The organism is Ralstonia nicotianae (assembly GCF_018243235.1).
Taxonomy (GTDB): Bacteria; Pseudomonadota; Gammaproteobacteria; order Burkholderiales; family Burkholderiaceae; genus Ralstonia; species Ralstonia nicotianae.
In genome coordinates, this window is record NZ_CP046674.1 from 1018017 (window position 1) to 1042348 (window position 24332).

Sequence of the window (24332 nt, forward strand, 5' to 3'; positions counted from 1 at the left end):
CCGGTTCTCAAGCGTTCGTGTCAGGGTTCAGCACGTCGTGGTAAGCCTGCCTGTGCGTGGCCCGGTCTGCCGCGCCGGTTTCGTTGCTTTCGTGGAAATGGAACCCCTGGTTCGCCAACTCGCCGTTGGCCGCGCTGTGATATTCGGCGGGCACCGGGATGTCGTGCGTGACGCCATTGGCGAGCTGCAGGCGGTATTGCTGTGTGGCTGGAAAGTGGTCGATCGGAAGCTGCCCACTCGCGTCCAGCACGCCTTGCTTGATGACCGCGCCGTCAGCGAGCAGCGTGTAAGGCATGCCGGCCGGCAAGGACGAGGTGGAAGCCGGTGAGGCAGCCGTGCTGAGCGCAAGCGGCGTGGTGGGCATGTTCTTCGGAAACGCCGGGTGATCGGCGTTCATCTGCGCTGGCCCACCGAACGCGTGATCCGAGCCCTTGAAGTCGAGCATGCCGGGTGCGTGTACCTCAATCTTGCCGTCCGCGATGCGGATGTAAGCGCCGCCCGCCGTGAGCAGAATTTCCTTCTTGGCGACCACTTGGATGCTGTCGGTCACTGAAGCGAGCCGCACCGCCTTGTGCGCGGAGACTTCCACATCGTCGGCGTGCGCCTGGAGCTGGATCTTGCCCTTGCCCGCGAACAGCTTCATCCCGGCGTTCTGCACGAACAGGCTGATTTTCTCGGCCACGCTGGCGATCAGCGAGTGGCCCGCCGCAATATGCGTGTTCTGGCCGCTGACGAAGTTGGTGTGCGCATCGCTGGCGATATGCGTCGATTGCTGGGTGGACAAGCCGATGCCCGCGGGGCTGGCCAGCAGCATGATCGGCTGGCTGAAAGCGTTGGCCTGGCCGGTGCCACCACCCGCCGTAAGCCCGCCCCCGGCGGCTCCGTCGAGCGACATGCCTGTGATGCTGTGCTCGGTCCCGTCAGCAAAGGATTTGAGGGCATCGTGCCCTTGCGTGAGACTGTCAGCCTGATGCGCGGAGCTGGCCTCGGATAGTGCGTCCATGACCCGCGCGGCGGTCGCCAGCTGGTTGCTGGCCGGACGCGCATCGAGCGGCTGCAACGTCACCGGGTGGGTGGAGAAGTACAGACCGAGCCCGCCACGCACCGCACCGTAAGCTTGCGACTTCAGGTCGAACCCATTGCCGAGGAACGCGCCGCGCATGTTGCCGTTCTGGTCGATCAGGTAGCCCAGGTGCAGGTGGGCGCCGGTGCTGCTGCTGGCGAGCTGCACGCGGGGCTGGCCGGTCGCGTCGTCCATCGCCAGCATGTTGTAGCCCTTGCCGCCGTACTCGCGCGACTGCAGGCCCGACAGAATTCCGTTGGTGTGCCACTGTGGACGGTTGGCGCCGTTGAACACGCGGCCGATCGCGACTGGCCGGTCACAGTCGCCCCCAAGCCAGCCAATGAGCACCTCTTCGCCGGGGCGCGGCACGTGCACTGCGCCCCTGCCACCGCCGGCATCCGCAAATGCCGTCCGGACCCAGCAACTGGCACGGCTGTCGTCGCCGTTGAGCCGGTCCCAGTGGAAGCGCACCTTGATCCGGTTCAGTGCATCGGTGCGGACCAGCTCGTTCTCTCCCGCGACCACGGTCGCGGTCTCGATCTGCATCACTGGCTTGTGATGCTCGAACGGGCTGCGATATGGCAGCGCCCGGCGCTGCGCTTCGATCTGGACGACAAAGAAACCGGTGCCGCCGTCGGCATGGCGCACTGCCAGAGCATCGGCATCGCCTCCGTGCGCGGCACGCAGGGCTTCGATGTCGGTCTTCAGGCTACGCGCCATCTGCCGCGTTGCACACGACACGGGCAGGTTATTCTCGATCCCCCAGACCGTCTCGATCATGACGAACTGCCAGTCTTCGGCGCGCCCGCCCGCCTGGCGTTCAGGGTGGTCCACCAATTCAATCGAGCGCCCGGCATCGGCACGCCGCATGCCGCCCGAACCGCGCAGACGCTGGGCAGCGGACTCCCACTGCTCGACGCGAATTCGCGATTGGCGATCGCCCCGCTCCCTCTCACCAAAGGTATAGGCGCCGGTGTATTCGTACACCTCGGCCTCCCACGGCAGGCCACCTTGTCCGGTGACTGGCACGGCGGTGCCCTTGGGCCACGCCGCCGAGGCGGGGTGCTTGTAATCGAAGGTGCGCGTGGTCAGCTGTGTGCTATGGAGTTCGCCAGCTTCTTCCCAGTGCGTGAAGCCGTCGATCTCGTCGCCGACGCCACTGCGGCAGAACGGCACCTGGGCCGGAGCGGCAGCAGGCAGGGCCTCCACGCTGTCCACGATCACCATCGTGTGCGACTTGCCGTCTTCCGCCTGCTCGAAATAGAAGAACAGCCCTTCCTCTTCCATCAGCCGGTGCGCGAAATTCCAGTCGTCCTCGTACTGCTGGACAAAGGAGCGGACCGGCAACGGATCGCGCAAGACGAAGCGGAACGCGCCGCGGGCACGCGGATGCTGGTTGAACACGTCGGTGAGGATCTGCTCGACGGTCTTGTCCTGCCAGTTGCGCGCATCGTGGCGATAGCGCAGGAAATGCAGCCATGACGACACGGTGAGCTGTACCGCCTGCACGCCGCCGTCCGAGCCGATTTTGTGCACGGCGTGGACATAGCCGTGATGCGGCGCATAGGTGCGGTCGGTCTGCTGTATCCAGAGCGTGACCGGCTGCGCCATCAGGTCGCGATGCTTGAACGTGGCCGAAACATGAATCGCATCGATCCGGAATTCGTAGTTGCGACCAATGCGGGAGTAGCCATAGACCCGCTGCGGCAGGAGATTGTCGGCGCCCAGCGGGGTATCCAGCTTGACCAGGCGGTCAGCCTGAAGCGCGCCCGAACGGATCGCGCTGACGATTTCCGTGATGCTCATGCTCTGTATGTGTCCGGCTGCTTTGGCGGCGTGAGTTTGTGGAGACGAGTCGCCTGTCTGACATCCGGCCACGCTCTCGGCCGCGACGCATCGGCGATGCGACGTCCAAGCCGCAGGGAAATCGGTGATTTTAAGAGGGGCGGTATTGGTAGGCAATTGGCTTGCGCTTTATTACCAAACCATAAATATCAATTATGTTTAATTCAGATATTTAATTTTCTGAATTTGAATCGGCTTCGGGAGCGTAGTTCGGCCTTGCTCGCGGCTCGGCGGGAAGGTTCAGCCATGGGTGGCCGAGGCGACTTGCTTGCGGCCGTTCATGTAGCACATCGCCCCGCCAATCGGAGGGCGTCCATGTACGCGATGCCTACCGCCTCTCCGAGCGGCCCGTAGCGGGCTGCTGTTCGCTCCATCCCCGAGGCACGCTTACCCCCCATACAACTCGCGTTGCAGGCTGTCGTGAGGCATCTACGCCGCTTAGTGGGGCGTTTGCCGCCCCGAGGCAGGCCGTCGGGCGACGCCTGCACCCGGCGCGCGGTTGGGACCCCGCCTCACCTGCGCGCTTCACCGAGTAGTTTTTATGCAGGTGCATAGATGCCCCAAAATGGCCCGCGGCAAGGCGCGGCGGGAAGACTTGATAGGTGCCAGATGTATGCAGATTTATGCACCCGGCTTATGCACGGGTGTAGTCTGTCGCGCTGGATAACGTGCGATGGGGCAAACTGGTGACAGGGTGCTGCGCAAATGGAACGATTTACTTTGAACTGATAAAGGATACTCGGTGCGCCAAGGCACGGTTTGGGCGCTTCCTGGACTTCAAGTCGGTGGGATTAAACGCACACATTTGAATGCAACGCCCAAGACATTCTGTTTGTACCGATAGGGGGAGCGATGGATACATGGGAATGGTTCAAACTGGTGGCGGGGTCCAGCGTGGTGGCATCTATAACGACCGGAGTCATTGGATCGGTCGGCCGTCGGCGCGAGAAGGAGCGGTCAGCCCGGTCCACTGCGCTGACGGCCGCACTCAGCCTTCAAACGTACGCTGCCGCGTGCCAGACAATGATGTACGACGCCAGCGTCTCAGCGGACGAAGCTACGCATCGTTGCTCTTACGAACCGACTGAGGGCATCGACCTCCCTAAATTCGCGTTTCCCGATGGTATGGAGTGGAAAACCATTGACCACGCCACCGAGGTAGACCTGCGCGAGTTCGAGGGGTGGATCAAGGCCGTGCACCAAAGAATGTCAGACGAAACCCAACACGGGGACCCGCTTGACTATGTTGCGGAGGTTGAGTACAGGTGCACGGTGGTCGGGCTGCGGGCACTTGAACTAGCCAGTGAAACTCGGCGCAGAGAGAAGGTGCCGGAATGGAGGCCAGCAGAGGAAAACGCAAATCTTGAGGCTGACCTGCAGCAGCATCGAGCGGACATGGAAGAGCGACGACAGAAGCAAGCCCTGCGCAATCTGAAAATGATGCGGCAACTTGAGGCAAGTGCTAAGTCTCTTGCAGGGGCTGTCGCGCCAGCATCGAATTCCGAGATGCAATCGCCGCAGTGAAGTCGTGAGCGCAATATCTATCGTCGTTACGCCGGTACGACATCGACAGACACGCGGCTGACGCTGTACTGCGTTACAGCTCCCGCCGCAGCCTTATCCGGATCAAACAATGCTAGGTTCATGCCACTACTGACAGAGCTTCGATACACAACACCATCGTAGCCGCTCTTCTTTATGAACTCGCAGAGATACTGGCTTGGGATGTAGTCAATCGCGGCACTCCTGGGGAGTACGGGGCGGGTGAGCTCCTCGCCGAGTCGCTCTAGGAACGGAATGTCGGCTCTTAGTTGCCCAATTGCACCAGCGTCTGCCAGAACAAACGGAGACACGAGCTGGCGCGGGTTGCGTAGATCGATGGCGGCTAGTGAGCCTGTTATACGAAATTCCGCTACGCAAGCCATTTCACCTGTGTGAGGGCGGATTTCAGCAACCGCTGTTTCGGGACCCGATCCCAAATAAAGGTATGGAATTCCAGCAGGGTTGGCTCTGCCGTGAGTGGCAAAGTGCTTGGGCGGTGCCCCCATTTCGTCAATTGGATACGGCGTATCGCTAGCCATGATCCTCGCCCTGTACCAAGCGGCCGGCAGGCCATCAGCGAGAAGGTGGCCAAGAAGCTCCCTCAATCTGTCCGTATCGAGCGATTCGTCCAGGAAGTAGCGATTCTTGTGCAGAAGCTCGTCCTTCAGCGTTTCCCATTGTGCAAGGCCTGCACTCGTATTCGCTGCAGAGGGCAAGAATTGCTGCTTGACGATCTCTTCGTCTCCCAGAATTTGCCCAAGAAGCTCGGTAGCACCGGCGGCACCCAAGTGCGGGTTAGAAAAGAGCTGCCAGTCGGCTTGAAACCATTCGACTAAGGCACGCCCCTCCGCGCTAGGCGCATAGACACTCGCCAGCATTCCGAAGACATCGGCAAGCTGCGCCGGCTCTACAACATCCGTATCGTCTGCCCCACAGAAGCTACAGGCTCCGCGAGCTGGACTCAGCGAAGGAATGATGTTGTTGCGGAGCCCTCGATCACCAAAGCAATCTGCGCAACATCGCGGTGCCATAGCTGTGTCTTCAGGTAAGGAAGTTGGCCAATGTTTCGAGGTGATGCTTCATCGAGAGCTTCTTCACGTACCCAAGCCCGGGGAAATGTTGCTTAGCGTGAAGATCTCGAAATTCCGCGATGGCCTCACCCTCAAACAGCTTCGACTTGCCCGAGTCAAGCTTGCCGATTAGCTTTGCGAGCGCCTGACCGAACTTACCCGCCGGATCAGTCGGTGTGTTGTTTGTCGTCGAGATGAAGTGATAGATGAACATCACGTCATCCTGGTCGGGATCGATATAGGTCAGATGGATAGCTACCGCATATGCCGGGCCGCCTCCTTCACTATAGGTGTCCCCCACGATCGAAAAATCTCCGAAGCCGTCCATGCCTTCCTCTGCAAAGGTGGCGTGAAGCTCCGAAAATCTGTCAACCTCCCGATAGTCCGCGTTCTTGCACTTCTCAAAACCATCACGCAGCAGAATGCGCCTGCAGCCTTTGAAGTGCCGCCAATATAGCTTCCCCCCACAGTGTTTCTCCACGAACACCTGCGGCGTGGTCTTTAGACCGTCTCCAAATTTCTCAGCCAATGCCTTGGGTTCAGCAAAGCCCGCATGGATGAAAACAGGATGGTGCTTATTGTGCTGCTCGTGGTATTGCATCGCGTCGTCAACACTCATGCCCTTCTTGAGCAGGATGCCCGCCGCAATATTGGTTGCACTGGAGAAGCCGTTATTGAGTAGCTTCGAAATGTCTCCGCCACCCTCGGCGTGATCACCGTAGTCTGGATTCACGATGACGATCGCTGTCCCCTTTGCGTCGCAGATGACTTTCAGCGTGCGCTCTAGCCCGCTCAGGGTCTCTTTCACCGGTTCAATGATTGGCACGAAATTGGATTGGGCGAGAAGGTCTGCCGTTTCCCGAATCGTCACCAGCTCGAATTGCTTCCCTCGAAAGTATGGGTAGTACATTGGTCTTCGTTATGCCCAAGACATCGCTTCGTGGAGTGGTGTATGTACAGCCTCAATCAGACGCTCATGATCGGCTCGGCGCACCTGTATCGCCAAGGCTGCCGGTTGTAGCGACAAAGGCAACCGTTCGACCAATGGAGTCAGGGATGCCAAGCTACGAGTTTGCTTCAATACGCAGACCATTTGTTGATGTACGTCCGCCGGAGCGAGCTTACCAAATTGATCCCGCATTGCTGCCCAGAGCATCGTATTGGGGATGTCAGGAACCTCTACATCTAGGTTTCTCAAAATCGCCCGTGCCTCATTCGACCGCAACGACTCGAAAATCGTGATCGGGCAGATCAGTTCTGGGCGCTCTACGGCATCGCGCACAGTACGAATGCGATCCCAGCGAGCAAGAGTAAGAACGCCAACTTCTTCCGGCGTGGTGCCCATGATCTCGTCAACATGCGCATCTCCAGCGATCACGTACACCTTCGCGAAGACCCTTTGATAGTTTGCAAGTTGGTTGGCCAGGCGAGCCAACGAGTCACGATCCGACTTAATTTCGTAGACGGTGCTCGTACCGTTCAGAATCGCGAGATCGGCTTTGCACGGACCCACTCGAAATTCTGTGAGCAGACTCGCTGTATTCAGTGAGTGCCGCCCCAGCAAAATGTTGCGAGTTAGCGCGGCACGGTACACATACTCATCGCGGGTACCGGCTTTTCTCAGACAGGCGAATGCAGCGTCAAAGGCTGACGCCACAGTTTCCTTGGATGTTCTCTTGCTGCCCAAAAGGCCCGTCTGGGCGAGCAATTCCGCAAAGAGAGGCGAGCGCCCTTTGCCTGCCAGTTCGCGAAATACCCCGGCAGAGAACAAGCGCGACAGTGCCGAAAGTAGTGTTGCGTCTAGTAGCATATTTTTCCGCCCCCGGATGCCGCATCACCAAGTTGCTGTTGGCCCGGGGCATTTCTTTCCGTCGAACCCTGTGGCACTGTGTATGCATACAGTGTCGGGGCGTGCTAGCAATGATAGCGCAGCCGGCCCGGTACCGCCGGAATGCGCGTCGGAAAAAGGTAACCTCAGTAACGCCGCCGAAAAATGCGCCCTAAGCCCTTGTTTGCAAAGGAATTTTTGCATTACCCCAACGGGGTAATCTCCGGTAACTGAGAAGGTAATTCTCCTATAAACCATTGATTCTTAAGGATTTTTTTGTGCGGGAGGTGACCGCATGAATTGGTAATGTCGTTACCTGTTGGTTACCCAAAAATTACCCCACGCCTGATCGCCGCAAAGCCTGATGCCACAACGGTTTGCAGCTGCTTTGGAGGCGCACGTTACCAAGATTACCCTTTCCCGATGGCTTCCCGAAAAAGCGCGGTACGTAGCAGGGTTGGCGCTCGCTTGTCTCGCCCTCGCGCAAATGGCCAGCAGAGGCCTTGCGCCCCTTGGTTACGCCAGATTTACGCCAAAAACGAACAAAGCCAAGCATGGGCTTGGCTTTGCGGTATATTTGTGGTGCCCGGGGTCGGACTCGAACCGACACGCCTTGCGGCGGGGGATTTTGAGTCCCCTGCGTCTACCTGTTTCACCACCCGGGCAGGGTGCGAATGAGCCGGCAATTATGCCAGAAACGCGGCGCCCCGGACAAGGCGGCTGCCTTCCGGCCCGCGGGTCAGGACGGCGCCCGGCCGTTTTGTGCTTCCAGCACGCGCAGCAGCGACGACGTATCGTCGTAGCCCCATCCGCTGTCGACGAGCGCATCGAGCTGCGAAGCCACCAGCTCCATCGCCGGCATTTTCAGGCCGAGCTCGCGGGCGATGTCGCGCACCAGGCCGAAGTCCTTGTCGTGCAGGCGGGCCTCGATGCCGGCGGCGAAGTTCCGCTCGGCCATCTTCGGTCCCATCATGTCCAGCATGCAGCTGCCCGCGAAGCCCGGGCCGATGGCCGCCAGCACGCGCGACGGATCGGTGCCCTGGGCGCGCGCGAACAGCATGGCCTCGGCGATGCCCTGGATGTTGATCACCTGCACGATCTGGTTGCATGCCTTGGCGACCTGGCCCGCGCCGTGGCCGCCGATGTGCGTGATGGTGGTGCCCAGCAGCTGCAGCAGGGGGCGCGCACGCTCGAGCACTTCGGCCTTGCCGCCGACCATGATCGACAGCGTGGCCTTCTGCGCGCCCAGGGTGCCGCCTGACACCGGGGCGTCCAGGAAGTCGAGCCCGGCCGCTTCCAGTTCGGCCGCAATGCGGCGCGTGGCCACCGCGGAGATCGTGCTGTGGTCGATGCATACCGCGCCGCCGGGTTTGCCACGGGGCGCGCCGTGGATGACGCCGTCCGGCCCCAGCAGCACGGCCTCCACGTCGGCCGTGGAGGTGACGTTGGTGAAGATGGCTTCGGCGTCGCGCGCGGCGTCGGCGGGGGAGGCGCATGGCTCGGCGCCCAGGGCACGGGCGTGCTCGGCGGCTTCGGGACGGCGCACGTAGGCGCGCACGGCATGGCCGGCCGCGATGAGATGTTGGACCATCGGCGACCCCATGTTGCCGAGGCCGATGAAGGCGATGCGTGTCATGGCAAGTCTCCCGTCAGCGTGGGCCCGCGTAGGCGAAGCGTCCGTCCCGGATGATGCCCATCACGCGCGAGCGCTGGTCGAAGCCCTGGTGATCGCGGGCATTCAGGTTCAGCACGCCGTTGGGCACGGTCAGGCCGTGCGTGGTTTCCAGCGCATCGCGCAGGGCGGCGCGGAAGGCGGGCGTGCCGGGCTGCGCCCGGGTCTTCAGGGCGCGCTCGGCGGCGTTGTCGAGCAGTTGCCATGCGCCCCAGGCATCGCCGGCGAACTGGGTGACGGTGTTCGGGCCGTACCGGGCCTCATAGCGCTCGACGAACGCGACGGCGACCTGCCTCACCGGGTGGCTGGCCGGCAATTCGCGCGCGACCACCACCGGCCCGGTGGGAAACAGCGTGCCCTCCACGTCCTTGCCGCCCACCTTCAGGAATTCGGTGCTGGCGATGCCGTGGGTCTGGTAGAGGCGGCCCTTGTAGCCGCGCTCGACCAGGGTGCGCTGCGGCAGCGCGGCCGGCGTGCCGGCGCCGGCGATCAGGATGGCATCGGGCCGGGCGGCCATCAGCTTGAGGATCTGGCCCGTGACGCTGGCGTCGGTGCGGGCGAAGCGCTCGCTGCCGACCACCTGCAGCCCGCGCACTTCGGCCAGCTTCGAGAACTCGCGCCACCAGCTCTCGCCGTAGGCGTCGGCAAAGCCGATGAAGCCGACCGTGCGCACGCCGCTGTCGGCCATGTGCTGCGTGACCAGCGTGGCCATGTGCGAGTCGTTCTGCGGCATCTTGAAGGCCCAGTGCCGCTTGGTGTCCTGCGGCTCGACGATGGAGGCCGAGGCCGCCAGTGCGATCATCGGCGTCTGCCCTTCGGTCACCGCATCGAGCGAGGCCAGCGCGGTCGGCGCGATGGTCGGACCGACAATCGCATCGACATGGTCCTCGGCGATCAGCCGGCGCACGTTGCGCACCGCTTGCGCGGGGTCGGAGGCGTCGTCCAGCACGATGACCTGTGCGCGCTGGCCGCCCAGCGTCGTCGGCCACATCTGCACGGTGTTCCGGGTCGGGATGCCGATGGCGGCGGCGGGGCCGGTGGTCGACAGCACCACGCCAATGCGCAGGTCGGCGCGGGCGGGCAGGGCGATGGCGGCGGCGCTGGCCAGTAGCGCCAGGCCGTGCAGCAGGCGTCGTCGGGTCGTCATGGGGTCTCCGGGAGCGGGTGGGAAACCGGTGCGGGCGGCGCGCTCACAGTTCGTACGCTTCGTGCTCGCCCGCCAGCAGCTGCTCGAGCAGCTTGCGCGTGAGCGCCGGCGCGAACAGTTCGATGAAGGTGTAGACGAAGCCGCGCAGGTAGGCCCCCTGCTTGATCCCCAGGTGGGTGACGTTGGTGCCGAACAGGTGGCCGGCCGGGATCGCGCGCAGGTTGCGGTCGCGCTCCGGGTCGAACGCCACGCCGGCCACGATGCCGATGCCCAGCCCGACCTCCACGTAGGTCTTGATGACGTCCGCGTCGATGGCCTCCAGCACGATGTCGGGCTTGAGCTGGCGCAGCTCGAAGGCGTGGTCGATCTTGGGGCGCCCGGCGAAGTGCTGGTCGTAGGTGATGATCGGATAGTTCTTCAGGTCTTCCAGCGTCAGGTGTTGGCGCGACAGCAGCGGGTGGTCGGCCGGCGTCACCACCACGTGCTGCCACTGGTAGCCGGGGATGGAGATCAGGTCCTTGATCTGCGACAGCCCTTCTGTGGCGATGGCGATGTCGGCGCGGTCGTGCAGGACCATCTCGGCGATCTGCGCGGGCGTGCCCTGCTGGATCGACAGGCGCACCTTCGGATACCGGCGCGTGAATTCGGCGATCGCCTTGGGCAGTGCATAGCGCGCCTGCGTGTGCGTGGTGGCGATGGTGAAATTGCCCTGGTCCTGCGCGGCGTAGTCTTTGCCGACGCGCTTGAGCGTGTCCACCTCCTGCAACACGCGCTCGACCGATGCCAGGATGCGCCGCCCGGGCTCGGTGAGCCCCCGGATGCGCTTGCCATGCCGGGTGAAGATATCGACACCCAGTTCTTCCTCCAGCTCGATGATGGCCTTGGAGACACCGGGTTGTGATGTATAGAGCGCTTTCGCCGCCTCGGTCAGATTGAATTTCTGCCGCACGGCTTCACGCACGAAGCGAAATTGGTGCAGGTTCATAATGCGCGGTCAATAAGGAACTGGCACGAGCGATCTAGCCGCTACTTATAACCGAAGCCATATAAACAAACAATTTTTTATTGGTTTGGGATATGAGCCCGCTTCATTACGATGCTCGAACTTCGTGATAACACGCCATAACTGTCCCACGCGCCCATGACGCTTGCCTATACGCTTTCCGGTCTGCTGGTCGGCCTGCTGGTCGGTCTGACGGGCGTCGGCGGCGGTTCGCTGATGACGCCGCTGCTGACGCTGATGTTCGGTTTCTCGCCGGCGACCGCGGTGGGCACAGACCTGGCGTTCGCGTCGCTGACCAAGAGCGTGGGCACCATCGCCCACCGCAATCATGGCCACGTGCGCTGGGACATCGTCAAGCTCCTGTGCCTGGGCAGCGTGCCGGCCGCGCTGGTGACGGTTGCCGTGCTGAAGATGGCGGGCAACCTGGATGTGCGGTGGATGCACATCATCCGCGTGACGATCGGCGTGTCGGTCATCCTGACCGTGGTCTCGGTGCTGTTCCGCCAGCGCGTGCTGGGCTGGCTGGCCCGCAATCCGCGCTACCGCTTGCAGGGCTCGGCCCTGGCTATCGCCACGGTCATGATCGGTTCGGCGCTGGGCGTGCTGGTGACGGTGTCCTCCATCGGCGCGGGCGCCGTGGGCGCGACGCTGATCCTCATCCTGTATCCTGAATTGAAGTCGGCCGAAGTGGCCGGCACCGACATCGCCTATGCGGTGCCGCTGACCGCCGTGGCGGGCCTGGGCCACATGTACCTGGGCACGATCGACTGGAACCTGCTGGCCTCGCTGCTGGTGGGGTCGATTCCCGGCATCTGGCTGGGCGCGCGGCTGTCCAAGAATCTGCCGGAACGTCTGGTGCGCGGCGCGCTCGCCGCCACGCTGACGGTTACGGCCATCAAGCTGGTGTCGTGATGGCGCGCCACGCCACGCCGACCCTGCTTGGCCGCCGCTGCTGTGGCGGCTGAGCCGGCACCAGCAGCAAGGCAACGAACCTTTCCCCCATTTGAATCGCATGCCGGCGCAAGCCGGATCGGACTGACCAGTCATGTACCAATACGACGCCTACGATCATCGCCTCGTCGCCGACCGCGTCGCGCAGTTCCGCGACCAGGTGCGCCGCCGCATCTCGGGCGAGCTGACGGAAGAGGAATTCCTGCCGCTGCGCCTGCAGAACGGCCTGTACATGCAGCGCCACGCTTACATGCTGCGCGTGGCCATTCCATATGGCCACCTGCGTGCCAAGCAACTGCGCATGCTCAGCCACATCGCCGCCGAACACGATCGCGGCTATGGCCACTTCAGCACGCGCCAGAACATCCAGTACAACTGGATCAAGCTCGAAGACGTGCCGGACATCCTGGGCAAGCTGGCTTCGGTGGAAATGCACGCCATCCAGACGTCGGGCAACTGCATCCGCAACATCACGACCGACCAGTTTGCCGGCGTGGCGCCGGATGAGTTCGTCGACCCGCGTCCGCTGGCCGAGATCCTGCGCCAGTGGTCGACCTTCATTCCCGAGTTCGCCTTCCTGCCGCGCAAGTTCAAGATCGCCGTCTCGGCCACGCGCGAAGACCGCGCGGTGACGCAACTGCACGACATCGGCGTGTACGCCTATGAAAAGGACGGCCAGACGCTGCTGCGTGTCCTGGCCGGCGGCGGCATGGGCCGTACCCCGATCCTGGGCGCGATCATCAAGGAAGATCTGCCGTGGCAGCACATGCTGTCGTACATCGAAGCGGCCATCCGCGTGTACAACCGCTATGGCCGCCGCGACAACAAGTACAAGGCGCGCATCAAGATCCTGGTGAAGGCCATCGGTGCGGAAGAATTCGCCCGCCAGGTGGAAGAGGAATGGCAGCACATCAAGGACGGCCCGTCGACCATCCCGCAGGCCGAGTTCGACCGCGTGGCGAAGGACTTCGCACCGCCCGCGTATGAAAAGCTGGCCGACACCGACGCCGCCTACGAGAAGGCGCTGCTCGAGAACAAGGCGTTCGCGCGCTGGGTCAGCCGCAATGTGCATCCGCACCGCGTGCCGGGCTATGCGGCGGTGACGCTGTCGCTCAAGCCGGGCGTGGCCCTGCCTCCGGGGGACGCCACCGCCGAGCAGATGGCGCTGGTGGCCGACTGGTCCGAGCGCTTCGGCTTCGGCGAGCTGCGCGTGGCGCACGAGCAGAACCTGATCCTGCCGGACGTGAAGAAGCACGACTTGTTCGCGCTGTGGCAGCTGGCCAAGGAACACGGCATGGCCACCGCCAACATCGGCCTGCTGACCGACATCATCGCCTGCCCGGGCGGCGACTTCTGCTCGCTGGCGAACGCCAAGTCGATTCCCATCGCGCAGGCCATCCAGGCGCGTTTCGACAATCTGGACTACGTGCACGACCTGGGCGAGATCTCGCTCAACATCTCGGGCTGCATCAATTCGTGCGGCCACCACCACGTCGGCAACATCGGCATCCTGGGTGTCGACAAGGCCGACGAGGAGTGGTACCAGGTGTCGCTGGGCGGCGCGCAGGGCAACGATTCGGCGCTCGGCAAGGTGATCGGCCCGTCGTTCAAGGCCGAGGAGATGCCCGACGTGATCGAGCGCATCATCGACACCTTCGTCGCCAACCGGATCGAAGACGAGCGCTTCATCGAAACCTACAACCGCATCGGCATGACCCCGTTCAAGGAACGCGTCTATGCCCGTGAAGCTGCCTGAGCCCGAGGGAACGAACATGAGCAAGATCATCAAGCTGCAAGACGGCACCCCGCAGATCGTTGCCGACGAGTGGACCGTGCTGCGCGCCCCCGAGGGCGGCGAGCTGGCCCAGGGCGAGGTGGATGCCGCCGCGCGCGCCATCGTGCCGCTGGCCTACTGGCAGGCCAACCGCGAGGCGCTGGCCTCCCGCGCTCGCGCCGGCACGCTGGCGGTGTGGCTGGCGCCGGACGACGAGCCGTCGGCACTGGCCGACGACCTCGCGAGCCTGCCGCTGGTGGCGGTGGACTTTCCTGTCTTCCGCGATGGCCGCGGCTATAGCACCGCCTTCCTGCTGCGCCAGCGCCTGGGCTTCGCGCGCGAACTGCGCGCCATCGGCGACGTGCTGCGCGACCAGCTCGACTTCATGCGCCGTTGCGGTTTCGACGCCTTCGCCGTGCGCGCCGACAAGAGCATCGACGACGCGCTCAACGGCTTCGGCGAGATCAGCGTGCGCTACCAGGGCGCCATCGACGAACCGCGCCCGCTGTTCCGCCGCGAGCGCGCCTCCACGGTGAGCGCAGCATGAGCGCGCTCCAAGAGGCCGCCGTGTCGGAAGTGCCGATGTCCGCGATCGGGCGCCCGGTGCTGTGGTCGCGTCCGGTCTACACGGGCACGCCCGAGGGGCTGGCCGCCAAGGAGGCCGCGCTGTTCGAGCGCCTGACCGAGATTGCCGCCAAGCATGGCACCGCGAAGTTCGCCAGCAGCCTGGCCGCCGAGGACATGGTGGTGACGGACGCCATTCTGCGCAGTCCGGAAGCCGTGCGCGCGCATCTGCCGATCTTCACGCTGCAGACCGGCCGCCTGCACGCCGAGACGCTGGCCATGCTCGAGCGCATCCGCGAACACTACGGCTATGCGATCGAGCAGTTCGCGCCGGATGCCCGCGCGGTGCAAGCCTATGTGCGCGACCACGGGCTGAACGCGTTCTACGACAGCATCGAATTGCGCAAGGCCTGCTGCACCATCCGCAAGGTGGTGCCGCTGAACCGCGCGCTCCGGGACGCCGATGCATGGCTGAGCGGCCAGCGCCGCGAGCAGGCCGTCACCCGTGCCGACCTGCCGTTCGTCGAAGAGGACGACACGCGCGGCATCGCCAAATACAATCCGCTGTTCGACTGGACCGAGGCCGAAGTCTGGGCCTACCTGGAACGGCATGCGGTGCCCGTCAACGCGCTGCACGACAAGGGCTACCCCAGCATCGGCTGCGAGCCCTGCACGCGTGCGGTGCGCGCCGGCGAGGACGTGCGCGCCGGCCGCTGGTGGTGGGAATCGCGCGATAGCAAGGAATGCGGTTTGCATGCGACGAACCTGTCGCACAAGAGCTAAGGATAGGAAGATGGGAGTGCTGAACGAAATCCCCGGCACGGCGCTGACGCCGATGCAGAACGACCACCTCGACTGGCTGGAAGCCGAGTCGATCTACATCATCCGCGAGGTGGTGGCCGAGTGCCGCAACCCGGCGCTGCTGTTCTCCGGCGGCAAGGACTCGATCGTCATGCTGCACCTGGCGCTCAAGGCCTTCCGCCTGGGCGATCGCAAGATCGAGCTGCCGTTCCCGCTGGTGCACATCGACACGGGCCACAACTACCCGGAAGTGATCGCCTTCCGTGACCAGCGTGTCGCCGAACTGGGCGCGCGCCTGGTGGTCGGCCACGTGGAAGATTCCATCAAGCGCGGCACCGTGCGCCTGCGTCGTGAAACCGACTCGCGCAACGCCGCGCAGGCCGTCACGCTGCTGGAGACCATCGAGTCGCACGGCTTCGACGCGCTGATGGGCGGCGCCCGCCGCGACGAAGAGAAGGCCCGCGCCAAGGAGCGCATCTTCTCGTTCCGCGACGAGTTCGGCCAGTGGGACCCGAAGGCCCAGCGCCCGGAGCTCTGGAGCCTGTACAACGCCCGCATGGCACGGGGCGAGCAGATGCGCGTGTTCCCGATCTCCAATTGGACGGAGCTCGACGTGTGGCAGTACATCGCCCGCGAGAACCTGGCGCTGCCGCCGATCTACTACGCGCATCAGCGTGAAGTCGTGCGCAAGAACGGCCTGCTGGTGCCGGTCACGCCCATCACGCCCAAGGCCGACGGCGACGTGAGCGAAGTCCTGTCGGTGCGCTTCCGCACCGTCGGCGACATCAGCTGCACCTGCCCGGTGGCCAGCACCGCCGCCACGCCGGCCGAGATCATCGCCGAGACGGCCGTGACCGAGATCACCGAACGCGGCGCCACGCGCATGGACGACCAGACCAGCGAGGCGTCGATGGAAAAGCGCAAGAAGGAAGGGTATTTCTGATCATGACGAACCAAGCATCCCATCAGGGCCTGTTGCGCTTCATCACCGCCGGTTCGGTCGACGACGGCAAGAGCACGCTGATCGGTCGTCTGCTGTACGACAGCAAGGCCGTGCTGACCGACCAGCTGCAAGCGCTGGCCAACGCCAAGAACAAGCGCACCGCCGGCGAGCAGATCGACTTCTCGCTGCTGACCGACGGCCTGGAGGCCGAGCGCGAGCAGGGCATCACGATCGACGTGGCGTACCGCTATTTCTCGACCGCGCGCCGCAAGTTCATCATCGCTGATACGCCGGGCCACGAGCAGTACACGCGCAACATGGTAACGGGCGCTTCGACCGCGCACGCTGCCATCATCCTGATCGACGTCACGCGCGTGACGACCGTCGACGGCAAGGCCGAGCTGCTGGCCCAGACCAAGCGGCATTCGGCCATCGTCAAGCTGCTGGAACTGCAGCATGTGATCGTGGCCGTCAACAAGATGGACCTGGCCGACTACAGCGAGGCGCGCTTCAACGAGATCCGCGCCGCCTACGATGCGCTCGCCGCCCAGTTGGGCCTGCGCGATGTGCGCTACGTGCCGGTCTCCGCGCTGCGCGGCGACAACATCGTGCATGCCTCCGAAGCCATGCCGTGGTACCAGGGCGAGCCGCTGCTGGCCCTGCTGGAAGACCTGAAGGTGGAAGACACCGCGCCGGCCGCCGCCGATGCGCTGCGCTTCCCGGTGCAACTGGTGGCGCGCCAGGACGGCGCGCAGGCCGACGACTTTCGCGGCTACATGGGCCGCGTGGAAGCCGGCACCGTGCGCGTCGGACAGGCCGTGCGCGTGCTGCCCGCCAACCGCGAGACGACCGTGGCCGAAGTGCTGACGCCGAACGGCGCTGCCGACTCGGCCAGCTCCGGCGAGACCGTCACCGTGCGCCTGGCCGATGACGTGGACATCTCGCGCGGCGACACCATCGTCGCCGCCTCGACGACCGCCGCCAATGCCGCGAAGAAGCTGCACGCGGACCTGTGCTGGTTCGACGAGCACGAGCTGAATACGGCCCGCAAGTATGTGCTCAAGCACACCACCGCCACGGTGTTCGCGCGCGTGTCGGAAGTCGAACGCGTGCTGGACGTGCACACGCTGTCGCACGAGACCGGCCGCAAGCAGATCGCGCTCAACGACATCGGCACGGTCAGCATCAGTCTGCAGAAGCCGGTCGTCTGCGATGCGTACGGGCATAATCCGGCCACCGGTGCCTTCATCCTCGTGGATGAGGCAACGCACCATACGGTGGCGGCCGGCATGATCCGTGCTTTTTCCTGACCGATAAGGGGCGCGGAGGACTGCGCCCCGCTGGCAAGCATTCAGGAATTCAGGCAATGGAAGCGAAGACCATCCCCACGACCAAGGGCCGCGTGAGCCTGATTGGTGCGGGCCCCGGTGCGGCGGACCTCATTACGGTGCGCGGTGCACGGCTGTTGGGCGAAGCCGAGGTCGTGCTGCACGACGCGCTGGTCTCGCCCGAAGTCTTCCAGTATTGCCCGCAGGCGGTGCTGATCCCGGTCGGCAAGCGCTGCGGCAAGCGCTCGACGGCGCAGCGCTTCATCAACCGGCAGCTCGTCGATCTGGCGACCAAGTACCAGCGCGTGGTGCGCCTCAAGGGCGGCGACCCGATGCTGTTCGGCCGCGCCGACGAGGAACTGCAGGCGCTCGAGGCCGCCGGCATCGAATACGAGGTCGTGCCGGGCATCACCGCGGCGCTGGCGGCGGCTTCGGCGATCCGCCAGCCGCTCACCAAGCGCGGCGTGGCCCGCAGCGTGGCCTTCGTCACGCAGGCCAAGGCCGCCGACCCCGATACGCCGGCGCCCGAGGGCGCGGCGCCGGAACCCGCCGTGCAGGCCGATTCCCTGGTCTACTACATGGGCCGCGACCAGGCCGCCTCCATCGCCGCCGACCTGATCGCGCGCGGCCGCGCGCCGTCCACGCCCGCGTGGGTGGTCGAGGCCGCCACCACGCCGCAGCAGCGCTCGGCATGCTTCACGCTGCAGCAGATGGCCGAGGGGGCCGCCGCCGCGTGGATCCACCCCGAGCACCCGAGCCTGCTGATGATCGGCGAGGCGTTTGCCGGGCGGGCCGCGTCGGCTGCGCCCGCGCAGTGCCCCGGCGCGCCGCACGTTCTGGCGGCCTGAGCCGCATCGGTCACCTTCAGGGGCCGGCAGGGAATGCCGGTCGTGTCTTTCCCCGGCCTTCCGCCACCTGCGTGTCCGCCATGGCCTGGCCTACCGCAGGCAAGCCACGCCGTCACCCATCCCGATCACATTCCACTTTCCCGTCAAGGATGCGTGCCGCTCCTGTTGTCAGGGATTGAGAAGCTGCGCAACTGTGTGTTGAGCGATACTGTCGCATGTGATCTGGGGGTCTCTTGAACCTCCCCGCTTTGTTGGTACGCTGTTCACAAAATACGCTGTTCAGTCTTTATTCCCGGGGGGGAATCCTGATGCCGCATCTCATCATCGAATACACCGCCAATGTCGAGGCCGACGCTCGCATTCCCGAGTTGATGCGGGTGCTCAACGACGTGGTGATTGCCCATGCCGACGTCTTCCCGATCGGCGGCATCCGCACGCGCGCGCTGCGCCTGGATCAATACCGCATGGCCGACGGCGCCGAAAACGATGCCTTCATCCACGTCACGTTCCGCATCAAGGCCGGCCGGCCCAGGGCGCAGACGCAGCGGGTCTGCGCCGATCTGTTCGCGGCGCTGCGGGGGCATCTGGCTGAAGTCTTCGCCCGCCGGTATCTGGGCCTGACCCTCGAACTGGATGAGTTCGACACGCACGGCTTCCACGTCGAGAACAACGTGCATGCCCGCTTCGTGCCGGCGGTCGAAGCGCGGCGGTAGGCGTCAGCCGAGTTGGCGGGTGCAGTAGGCGGCGATGGCGTCGAGCACGGCGTCGTCTTCGCCGACAGCCTCGGCGCAGCGGATCGGCAGGGCGGGGTGCGCCTGCGCGCAGCGCTCGACCAGCGCCGGCAGGTCGCGGCGCAGGTGTCCACCCTGGCCGAAGAACACCGGCACGACGGTGATGTCCCGCACGCCATCGGCGGCGAGCGCGTCGATCGTGCCCGGCAGGTCGGGCGCCATCAGTTCGAGAAAGGCGAGGCGGACGTCGACTTCCGGCTGCCGCGCGGCCAGCCGTGCGCGCAGGCGATCGAACGGCTCGCGCCAGCGGGCGTCGCGCGCGCCGTGGGCGAACAGCACCAGCGCACGCGTGGCCATCAGTGGCGCTCCGCCCAGCGCAGCGCCACCAGCGCGACCGCCAGGTACAGCGCGCCCGGCAGGATGGCGGTGAAGATGGCCGGCCACGTGTTGAGCAGGCCGACGTGCGAGAACAGGTTGTTCACCAGCTGGAACGACAGGCCCAGCATGATCCCGCCGAACACCTTCAGGCCGACCGCGCCGGCGCGCGCGTGCAGGTAGGCGAACGGCAGGGACAGCGCCATCATCACCAGCACCGTGAAGGGGTAGACCACCTTCTTCCACAGCGCGATCTCGTAGCGCTGCGTGTCCTGCTTGTTGTCGCGCAGGTGGCGGATGTACTGGAACAGGTCCAGGGTGGCCATGCGGTCGGGCGTGACCATCAGCACCGACAGGATCTGCGGCGTCAGCTCGGAGCGCATGTCCTGTTTCGGCAGCCGGGTCTGCTCGCCGCGGAAGTCGGGCGCCAGCGCGTCGGGCGCGCCGGGCACGGCCTGCTTGCTGTCCTGCGGCGTGGCGGCACCCACGTGGCGCGGGAACTCGATGAAGCGCGTCTCCGTGACGTCGTTGAGCTCCCAGTGCTGATGGCCCTGATAGCGCGCCTGCTGCGCCACGCGGATCGAGCTCAGGCGGTAGTTCGCATCGAATTCGTAGATGCGCAGGCCCTGGATGGTCTGGTTCGGCTGCAGGGTGCCTACGTTGACGAAGCGGGTCACCTCGCCGCCGCTGCCGTCCGGCCTGGCCGGGCCGCGATCCTTGACCCACACGCCCGAACGGAAGCCCGACGACACCGTGGCGCCCAGCGCCTCGAGCCGCACCTTCTGCGCGAACTGCTCCGATTTCGGACCGATGAACTCGCCGAAGACGTACGTCACCAGCGCCAGGGGCAGCGCGATCTTGAACAGCGACAGCAGGGCCCGGCGCGTGTCCAGCCCCGCCACGCGGAAGATCGTGAACTCGGACTGGCTCGCCATCTGCGAGAACACATAGATGGCGCTGATCAGCGCGGCGACGGGAATCACCTCGTACACGCGCGTCGGCGCCTGCAGCATCACGTGGAAGAACGCGATCAGCGTGGTGTAGCGCCCGACCACCGAGCCCAGCTCGCTCAGCATGTCGAAGAAGATGAACAGCGCCAGCACCGCGAACAGGATGAAGACGAACACGCCGTAGATCTGGCGCGCGAAGTACTTTTCGTAGACCTGCATCTTCAGGATCTTCATCATGCGCCCGCCTTCTTCGGCGCGAAGCCGAGCAGGGCGAAGATGCCCTTGAGGCCCGCCGCGCTGTAGTGGCGGAAGCGGAACAGCAGCCCGGCGCAGACGAACGCCGCCAGGTGGATCGGCCACCAGGCCAGCATCGCGCTCATCTTGCCCTGCGCGACCCATGCCTGCGACAGGTTGAGCAGGTTGGAGTACGTCAGGTAGATCAGCACGGCGAAGATCATCGGGGTGTAGCGGCCCAGGCGCGGGTTGACGTAGGCCAGCGGGATCGCGATCAGCACGAAGTTGAGCGCCAGCAGCGGCAGGCCGATGCGCCAGACCAGCTCGCCCATGTTCTCAGGGGTCGGGTTGGACAGCAGCTCGGTGGTCGGGCGGCTCTTGGTGGGCAGGTTGGCGTCGGCCTGGGGCGGCTTGTTGGCCACCTTCACGCCGTAGCGGTCGAATTCGACGATGCGGTAGTCCAGCTGGCCGGGCGTGCCTTCGTAGCGGCGGCCCTTGTCGAGCACCACGTAGCGATCGCCGTTGGGGCCGGCCTTGAACTCGCCGGTCTTGGCCAGCGCCACGCCGATCTTGTCCTGCTCGGCATTGGCGACGAAGAGATTGCGCGCGTGCTTCATGCCGGCATCGACGCCTTCGATGAACAGCACGTAGTTGCCGTGCGCCGGTTCGATGAAGCGGCCGGCGGAGATCATCGACAGCACGTCGCGCTGCTCGAAGCGGTCGCGGAACAGTGCGCTCTGCTGGTTGGCCCACGGCCAGCCGAACAGCGCCAGCAGCCCCACCAGCACCACGAACGGCAGCGAGAAGCGCAGCACCGGGCGGATGAAGTCGGTCAGGCTGAGGCCGGCGGTGAACCACACCACCATCTCGGAATCCTTGTACCAGCGCGTGAGCACCAGCAGCACCGAGATGAACAGCGTGGCGCATAGCAGGATCGCCAGGTAGCCGAGCGCGGCCAGGCCGATCAGCAACAGTACGTCGTTGGGACTGGCCTCGCCGTTGGCCGCCATGCCCAGGATGCGGATCACCAGCGTGGTCAGCATGAAGGTGAGCAGGACGAGGAAGACGGCGCCGGCAGTAAAGGAAAGCTCGCGTCGCAGGGCTTGTTCGAAAATCATGCGGATGCGGGATGGGGAGCGAAGTCCGGCCGATGTGCGTACCATCGGAGCCCACGCGCAAAATCGCGGATAATGTGGGCTTTCGTTGACTCGCCTCAAAGAGAGAAAAGCGCGATGGAATTTAGCACAAAAGCCTTGGACTGGGCCAAAGCCGGCCCGAGCGGTGCCCTGGCGGCCAAGAGCGATTGCCTCGTGATCGGTCTGTTCGAGTCGCAGACCCTGGCCGGCGCAGCCAAGGCGCTGGACGTGGCCACCAAGGGCCTGGTCGGCCGCCTCGTCAAGCTGGGCGACTTTGAAGGCAAGCGCGGCACCTCGCTGCTGCTGCACGAAGTGGCCGGCGTGGGCGCGGCCCGCGTGCTGCTGGTGGGCCTGGGCAAGGAAGCCGAATTCACCGACCGTGCCTATGCCGAGGCCGTGCGCACCGCGCTGCGCGCACTGTCGGGCACCAAGGCCGCCAACGTCACCTGGACGCTGACCCAGCAGCCCGCCCGCGACAAGGATGCCGCCTGGGCCGTGCTGACCGCCGTCACGCTGATCCGCGAAGCGGGCTACCGCTTCATCGAGCGCCATCCCGAGCTCAAGAGCAAGCGCGACAAGAGCAGCAGCGGCCTGCGCAAGGTCATGCTGACGGTCGATGCCGCCGATGCCAAGGCCGCCGCCGTGGCCGCCGCGCGCGGCGCCGCCATCGCCAACGGCATGGAGCTGACGCGCGATCTGGGCAACCTGCCGTCCAACATCTGCACGCCGACCTACCTGGCCAACACCGCGCGGCAGATCGCCAAGGACTTCAAGCTCAAGGTCGAGGTGCTCGGCCGCAAGCAGATCGAGGCGCTGAAGATGGGCGCCTTCCTGGCCGTCACCAAGGGCAGCCAGGAGCCGCCGCAGTTCATCGTGCTGCGCTACGAGGGCGGCCCGGCCAAGCAGGCGCCGGTGGTGCTGGTCGGCAAGGGCATCACGTTCGATACCGGCGGCATCTCGCTCAAGCCGGGCGAGGGCATGGACGAGATGAAGTTCGACATGTGCGGCGCCGCCTCGGTGCTGGGCACGCTGCGCGCCGTCGCCGAGATGGGCCTGAAGCTGAACGTCATCGCCGTGGTGCCGACCTGCGAGAACATGCCCAGCGGCATCGCTACCAAGCCGGGCGACGTGGTCACCAGCATGTCGGGCCAGACCATCGAGATCCTCAACACCGACGCCGAGGGCCGCCTGATCCTGTGCGATGCGCTGACCTACGTGGAGCGCTTCAAGCCCGCCGCGGTGATCGACGTGGCGACGCTGACGGGCGCGGTCATCATTGCGCTCGGCCACATCAACACCGGCGTCTATGCGCGCAGCGACGCGCTGGCCAATGCGCTGCTGGCCGCCGGCAAGCAGTCGCTCGACACCGGCTGGCGCATGCCGCTGGACGAGGAATACCAGGAGCTGCTCAAGTCCAACTTCGCCGATATGGGCAACATCGGCGGCCGCCCGGCCGCCAGCGTGACGGCGGCCTGCTTCCTGGCGCGCTTCACCGAGAAGTACGACTGGGCCCACCTCGATATCGCCGGCACCGCCTGGAAGAGCGGCGCGGCCAAGGGCGCCACCGGCCGCCCGGTGCCGCTGCTCACGCGCTTCCTGATGGATCGCGCCGGCTGATGCGCTGACCGGAGCAGGCCCGCCCATGACCCGTGTCGATTTCCATAGCAACGTGCCCGGCAAGCTGGCTTATGCCTGCCGCCTGGTGCGCAAGGCCTACGGCGCGGGCCAGAAGGTGATCGTGGTGGGGAACCGCGCAGCGCTGGAGGCCTTTGACGCTCAGTTGTGGACCTTCAGCCAGCTCGACTTCCTGCCGCACTGCGGGCTGCGGCATCGGCTCGCCGCGCAGACGCCGATTCTGCTGGCCGATGCCTCCGAGCCGCTGGACGACGCGCCCCATCACGACATTCTCGTCAACCTGTCGGATGCCACGCCGCCGCTGTTCGCGCGGTTCGCGCGCCTGATCGAAATCGTCGGCGACGACGAGGCCGAGCGCGCCGCCGCCCGCGACCGCTTCCGCTTCTATCGCGACCGCGGCTATCCGATCCAACATCACGACGTGGGGCGCGCATGACTCCCGATGGCCGTAATCCCGGACCCAACGCGGACAACAACATCCCCGTCCTGACGGAGATCGTCGAGCTCGAGCCGCAGGTGCCGGCGCAAGCGCCGCCCGTCCAGGCGCCGCCCCATGCGGCTGCCGCAGCCGCCATCGTGCCGCCGGCGCTGCGCGAGCAGGGCCTCGCGCCCACGCCTGCCTTGCCGCCCGCCGGCACCGACGCTGCCCGCGTGATGGGCGAGGTGATGTGGCGTTTCCAGTCCGAATGGCCGGCGCTGATCGAGGCACAATGCCGCGCCGCGCTGGAATCGCGCCTGTCCCTGCTGACCGAGCAGCTCGCCGCCGACCTGACGCGCACCCTCGAAGCGCGCCTGATGGACTGGCTGGGCGCCGCGCTGGACGACGCACTGGCGCCCCAGCGCAGGACCCCGCCGCGCTAGCGTCGGTACGGATCGCGAGCCCATGAAAAAA

22 protein-coding genes and 1 tRNA gene are annotated in these 24332 nt (G+C 65.1%); 12 read left to right on the plus strand and 11 right to left on the minus strand.

What is annotated here, in order from left to right; genetic code table 11:
• Positions 1 to 7: 7 nt before the first annotated feature.
• On the minus strand, positions 8 to 2869 hold the full coding sequence (gene tssI, locus GO999_RS04765) for a type VI secretion system Vgr family protein (protein ID WP_211906605.1): 2862 nt from the start codon (positions 2867 to 2869) through the stop codon (positions 8 to 10).
• 891 nt (positions 2870 to 3760) lie between these two features.
• Between tssI and GO999_RS04770 the strand changes: the two genes are divergently transcribed.
• Positions 3761 to 4432, plus strand: a complete 672-nt coding sequence (locus GO999_RS04770) for a hypothetical protein (RefSeq protein ID WP_211906606.1) — start codon at positions 3761 to 3763, stop codon at positions 4430 to 4432.
• A gap of 26 nt (positions 4433 to 4458) precedes the next feature.
• On the opposite strand, the gene GO999_RS04775 is transcribed toward GO999_RS04770, so the two are convergent.
• The 7 genes from GO999_RS04775 to GO999_RS04805 form a co-directional block, all read right to left on the minus strand.
• A complete protein-coding gene (locus GO999_RS04775; RefSeq protein WP_247561446.1) occupies positions 4459 to 5328 on the minus strand; it encodes an RES family NAD+ phosphorylase in 870 nt (289 codons plus the stop codon).
• 163 nt (positions 5329 to 5491) lie between these two features.
• On the minus strand, positions 5492 to 6430 hold the full coding sequence (locus tag GO999_RS04780; protein WP_211906608.1) for a sce7725 family protein: 939 nt from the start codon (positions 6428 to 6430) through the stop codon (positions 5492 to 5494).
• Between the two features lie 9 nt (positions 6431 to 6439).
• On the minus strand, positions 6440 to 7330 hold the full coding sequence (locus GO999_RS04785; protein WP_211906609.1) for a sce7726 family protein: 891 nt from the start codon (positions 7328 to 7330) through the stop codon (positions 6440 to 6442).
• A 598-nt stretch (positions 7331 to 7928) separates the two neighbouring features.
• A tRNA-Leu gene (locus tag GO999_RS04790) sits at positions 7929 to 8013 on the minus strand.
• Positions 8014 to 8087: 74 nt separating this feature from the next.
• On the minus strand, positions 8088 to 8984 hold the full coding sequence (locus tag GO999_RS04795; RefSeq protein ID WP_211906610.1) for an NAD(P)-dependent oxidoreductase: 897 nt from the start codon (positions 8982 to 8984) through the stop codon (positions 8088 to 8090).
• A 13-nt stretch (positions 8985 to 8997) separates the two neighbouring features.
• Entirely contained in the window at positions 8998 to 10167 is a 1170-nt protein-coding gene (locus GO999_RS04800; RefSeq protein ID WP_011002347.1) for an ABC transporter substrate-binding protein, read from the minus strand.
• A gap of 43 nt (positions 10168 to 10210) precedes the next feature.
• Positions 10211 to 11152 carry a CysB family HTH-type transcriptional regulator gene (locus tag GO999_RS04805; protein ID WP_003272256.1) on the minus strand — a complete coding sequence of 314 codons (942 nt, stop codon included), beginning with the start codon at positions 11150 to 11152 and terminating at the stop codon, positions 10211 to 10213.
• Positions 11153 to 11308: 156 nt separating this feature from the next.
• Between GO999_RS04805 and GO999_RS04810 the strand changes: the two genes are divergently transcribed.
• From GO999_RS04810 to GO999_RS04845, 8 genes are all read left to right on the plus strand, one after another.
• The gene (locus tag GO999_RS04810; protein ID WP_028853517.1) at positions 11309 to 12082 is read left to right on the plus strand and encodes a sulfite exporter TauE/SafE family protein; all 774 of its coding nucleotides are present in this window, start codon (positions 11309 to 11311) and stop codon (positions 12080 to 12082) included.
• Between the two features lie 133 nt (positions 12083 to 12215).
• Positions 12216 to 13877, plus strand: coding sequence for a nitrite/sulfite reductase (locus GO999_RS04815; RefSeq protein ID WP_016724154.1), 1662 nt, complete (start codon positions 12216 to 12218; stop codon positions 13875 to 13877).
• Between the two features lie 16 nt (positions 13878 to 13893).
• The gene (locus GO999_RS04820) at positions 13894 to 14442 is read left to right on the plus strand and encodes a DUF934 domain-containing protein (RefSeq protein WP_019718376.1); all 549 of its coding nucleotides are present in this window, start codon (positions 13894 to 13896) and stop codon (positions 14440 to 14442) included.
• Entirely contained in the window at positions 14439 to 15242 is an 804-nt protein-coding gene (locus GO999_RS04825; protein ID WP_211906611.1) for a phosphoadenylyl-sulfate reductase, read from the plus strand. Before GO999_RS04820 ends, GO999_RS04825 begins: the two co-directional genes overlap by 4 nt.
• A gap of 10 nt (positions 15243 to 15252) precedes the next feature.
• A complete protein-coding gene (cysD, locus tag GO999_RS04830; RefSeq protein WP_011002342.1) occupies positions 15253 to 16203 on the plus strand; it encodes a sulfate adenylyltransferase subunit CysD in 951 nt (316 codons plus the stop codon).
• Positions 16204 to 16205: 2 nt separating this feature from the next.
• Entirely contained in the window at positions 16206 to 17513 is a 1308-nt protein-coding gene (cysN, locus tag GO999_RS04835; RefSeq protein WP_011002341.1) for a sulfate adenylyltransferase subunit CysN, read from the plus strand.
• Positions 17514 to 17569: 56 nt separating this feature from the next.
• Entirely contained in the window at positions 17570 to 18379 is an 810-nt protein-coding gene (cobA, locus tag GO999_RS04840; RefSeq protein WP_019718378.1) for a uroporphyrinogen-III C-methyltransferase, read from the plus strand.
• Between the two features lie 308 nt (positions 18380 to 18687).
• Positions 18688 to 19092 carry a 5-carboxymethyl-2-hydroxymuconate Delta-isomerase gene (locus GO999_RS04845; protein WP_011002339.1) on the plus strand — a complete coding sequence of 135 codons (405 nt, stop codon included), beginning with the start codon at positions 18688 to 18690 and terminating at the stop codon, positions 19090 to 19092.
• Positions 19093 to 19095: 3 nt separating this feature from the next.
• Here GO999_RS04845 and GO999_RS04850 read toward each other — a convergent pair whose 3' ends face one another.
• Genes GO999_RS04850 through lptF form a run of 3 tightly spaced genes read right to left on the minus strand, consistent with a single transcriptional unit; the run spans position 19096 to position 21787 of the window.
• On the minus strand, positions 19096 to 19467 hold the full coding sequence (locus GO999_RS04850; RefSeq protein ID WP_011002338.1) for a sirohydrochlorin chelatase: 372 nt from the start codon (positions 19465 to 19467) through the stop codon (positions 19096 to 19098).
• Positions 19467 to 20672: an LPS export ABC transporter permease LptG gene (lptG, locus tag GO999_RS04855; RefSeq protein WP_028853514.1), complete on the minus strand. Its 1206-nt coding sequence runs from the start codon at positions 20670 to 20672 to the stop codon at positions 19467 to 19469. The genes GO999_RS04850 and lptG overlap by 1 nt, the downstream gene beginning before the upstream one ends.
• Positions 20669 to 21787 carry an LPS export ABC transporter permease LptF gene (gene lptF, locus GO999_RS04860; RefSeq protein ID WP_011002336.1) on the minus strand — a complete coding sequence of 373 codons (1119 nt, stop codon included), beginning with the start codon at positions 21785 to 21787 and terminating at the stop codon, positions 20669 to 20671. Before lptF ends, lptG begins: the two co-directional genes overlap by 4 nt.
• 114 nt (positions 21788 to 21901) lie before the next feature.
• Between lptF and GO999_RS04865 the strand changes: the two genes are divergently transcribed.
• From GO999_RS04865 to GO999_RS04875, 3 genes are read left to right on the plus strand one after another with little or no spacing between them, the layout of a single operon-like run.
• Entirely contained in the window at positions 21902 to 23422 is a 1521-nt protein-coding gene (locus GO999_RS04865; RefSeq protein ID WP_016724163.1) for a leucyl aminopeptidase, read from the plus strand.
• A 25-nt stretch (positions 23423 to 23447) separates the two neighbouring features.
• On the plus strand, positions 23448 to 23876 hold the full coding sequence (locus tag GO999_RS04870; protein ID WP_011002334.1) for a DNA polymerase III subunit chi: 429 nt from the start codon (positions 23448 to 23450) through the stop codon (positions 23874 to 23876).
• Positions 23873 to 24301 (plus strand): DUF2486 family protein, encoded by a 429-nt coding sequence (locus GO999_RS04875; RefSeq protein ID WP_019718380.1) that lies wholly within the window; start codon positions 23873 to 23875, stop codon positions 24299 to 24301. Before GO999_RS04870 ends, GO999_RS04875 begins: the two co-directional genes overlap by 4 nt.
• The last annotated feature ends 31 nt before the right edge of the window (positions 24302 to 24332 follow it).

Excerpts from the sequence above, each read along its gene's own strand:
- tssI (WP_211906605.1), bottom strand. The coding sequence starts at position 2,869 with ATGAGCATCACGGAAATCGTCAGCGCGATCCGTTCGGGCGCGCTTCAG.
- GO999_RS04770 (WP_211906606.1), top strand. The coding sequence starts at position 3,761 with ATGGATACATGGGAATGGTTCAAACTGGTGGCGGGGTCCAGCGTGGTG.
- GO999_RS04775 (WP_247561446.1), bottom strand. The coding sequence starts at position 5,328 with ATGCTGGCGAGTGTCTATGCGCCTAGCGCGGAGGGGCGTGCCTTAGTC.
- GO999_RS04780 (WP_211906608.1), bottom strand. The coding sequence starts at position 6,430 with ATGTACTACCCATACTTTCGAGGGAAGCAATTCGAGCTGGTGACGATT.
- GO999_RS04785 (WP_211906609.1), bottom strand. The coding sequence starts at position 7,330 with ATGCTACTAGACGCAACACTACTTTCGGCACTGTCGCGCTTGTTCTCT.
- GO999_RS04795 (WP_211906610.1), bottom strand. The coding sequence starts at position 8,984 with ATGACACGCATCGCCTTCATCGGCCTCGGCAACATGGGGTCGCCGATG.
- GO999_RS04800 (WP_011002347.1), bottom strand. The coding sequence starts at position 10,167 with ATGACGACCCGACGACGCCTGCTGCACGGCCTGGCGCTACTGGCCAGC.
- GO999_RS04805 (WP_003272256.1), bottom strand. The coding sequence starts at position 11,152 with ATGAACCTGCACCAATTTCGCTTCGTGCGTGAAGCCGTGCGGCAGAAA.
- GO999_RS04810 (WP_028853517.1), top strand. The coding sequence starts at position 11,309 with ATGACGCTTGCCTATACGCTTTCCGGTCTGCTGGTCGGCCTGCTGGTC.
- GO999_RS04815 (WP_016724154.1), top strand. The coding sequence starts at position 12,216 with ATGTACCAATACGACGCCTACGATCATCGCCTCGTCGCCGACCGCGTC.
- GO999_RS04820 (WP_019718376.1), top strand. The coding sequence starts at position 13,894 with ATGAGCAAGATCATCAAGCTGCAAGACGGCACCCCGCAGATCGTTGCC.
- GO999_RS04825 (WP_211906611.1), top strand. The coding sequence starts at position 14,439 with ATGAGCGCGCTCCAAGAGGCCGCCGTGTCGGAAGTGCCGATGTCCGCG.
- cysD (WP_011002342.1), top strand. The coding sequence starts at position 15,253 with ATGGGAGTGCTGAACGAAATCCCCGGCACGGCGCTGACGCCGATGCAG.
- cysN (WP_011002341.1), top strand. The coding sequence starts at position 16,206 with ATGACGAACCAAGCATCCCATCAGGGCCTGTTGCGCTTCATCACCGCC.
- cobA (WP_019718378.1), top strand. The coding sequence starts at position 17,570 with ATGGAAGCGAAGACCATCCCCACGACCAAGGGCCGCGTGAGCCTGATT.
- GO999_RS04845 (WP_011002339.1), top strand. The coding sequence starts at position 18,688 with ATGCCGCATCTCATCATCGAATACACCGCCAATGTCGAGGCCGACGCT.
- GO999_RS04850 (WP_011002338.1), bottom strand. The coding sequence starts at position 19,467 with ATGGCCACGCGTGCGCTGGTGCTGTTCGCCCACGGCGCGCGCGACGCC.
- lptG (WP_028853514.1), bottom strand. The coding sequence starts at position 20,672 with ATGATGAAGATCCTGAAGATGCAGGTCTACGAAAAGTACTTCGCGCGC.
- lptF (WP_011002336.1), bottom strand. The coding sequence starts at position 21,787 with ATGATTTTCGAACAAGCCCTGCGACGCGAGCTTTCCTTTACTGCCGGC.
- GO999_RS04865 (WP_016724163.1), top strand. The coding sequence starts at position 21,902 with ATGGAATTTAGCACAAAAGCCTTGGACTGGGCCAAAGCCGGCCCGAGC.
- GO999_RS04870 (WP_011002334.1), top strand. The coding sequence starts at position 23,448 with ATGACCCGTGTCGATTTCCATAGCAACGTGCCCGGCAAGCTGGCTTAT.
- GO999_RS04875 (WP_019718380.1), top strand. The coding sequence starts at position 23,873 with ATGACTCCCGATGGCCGTAATCCCGGACCCAACGCGGACAACAACATC.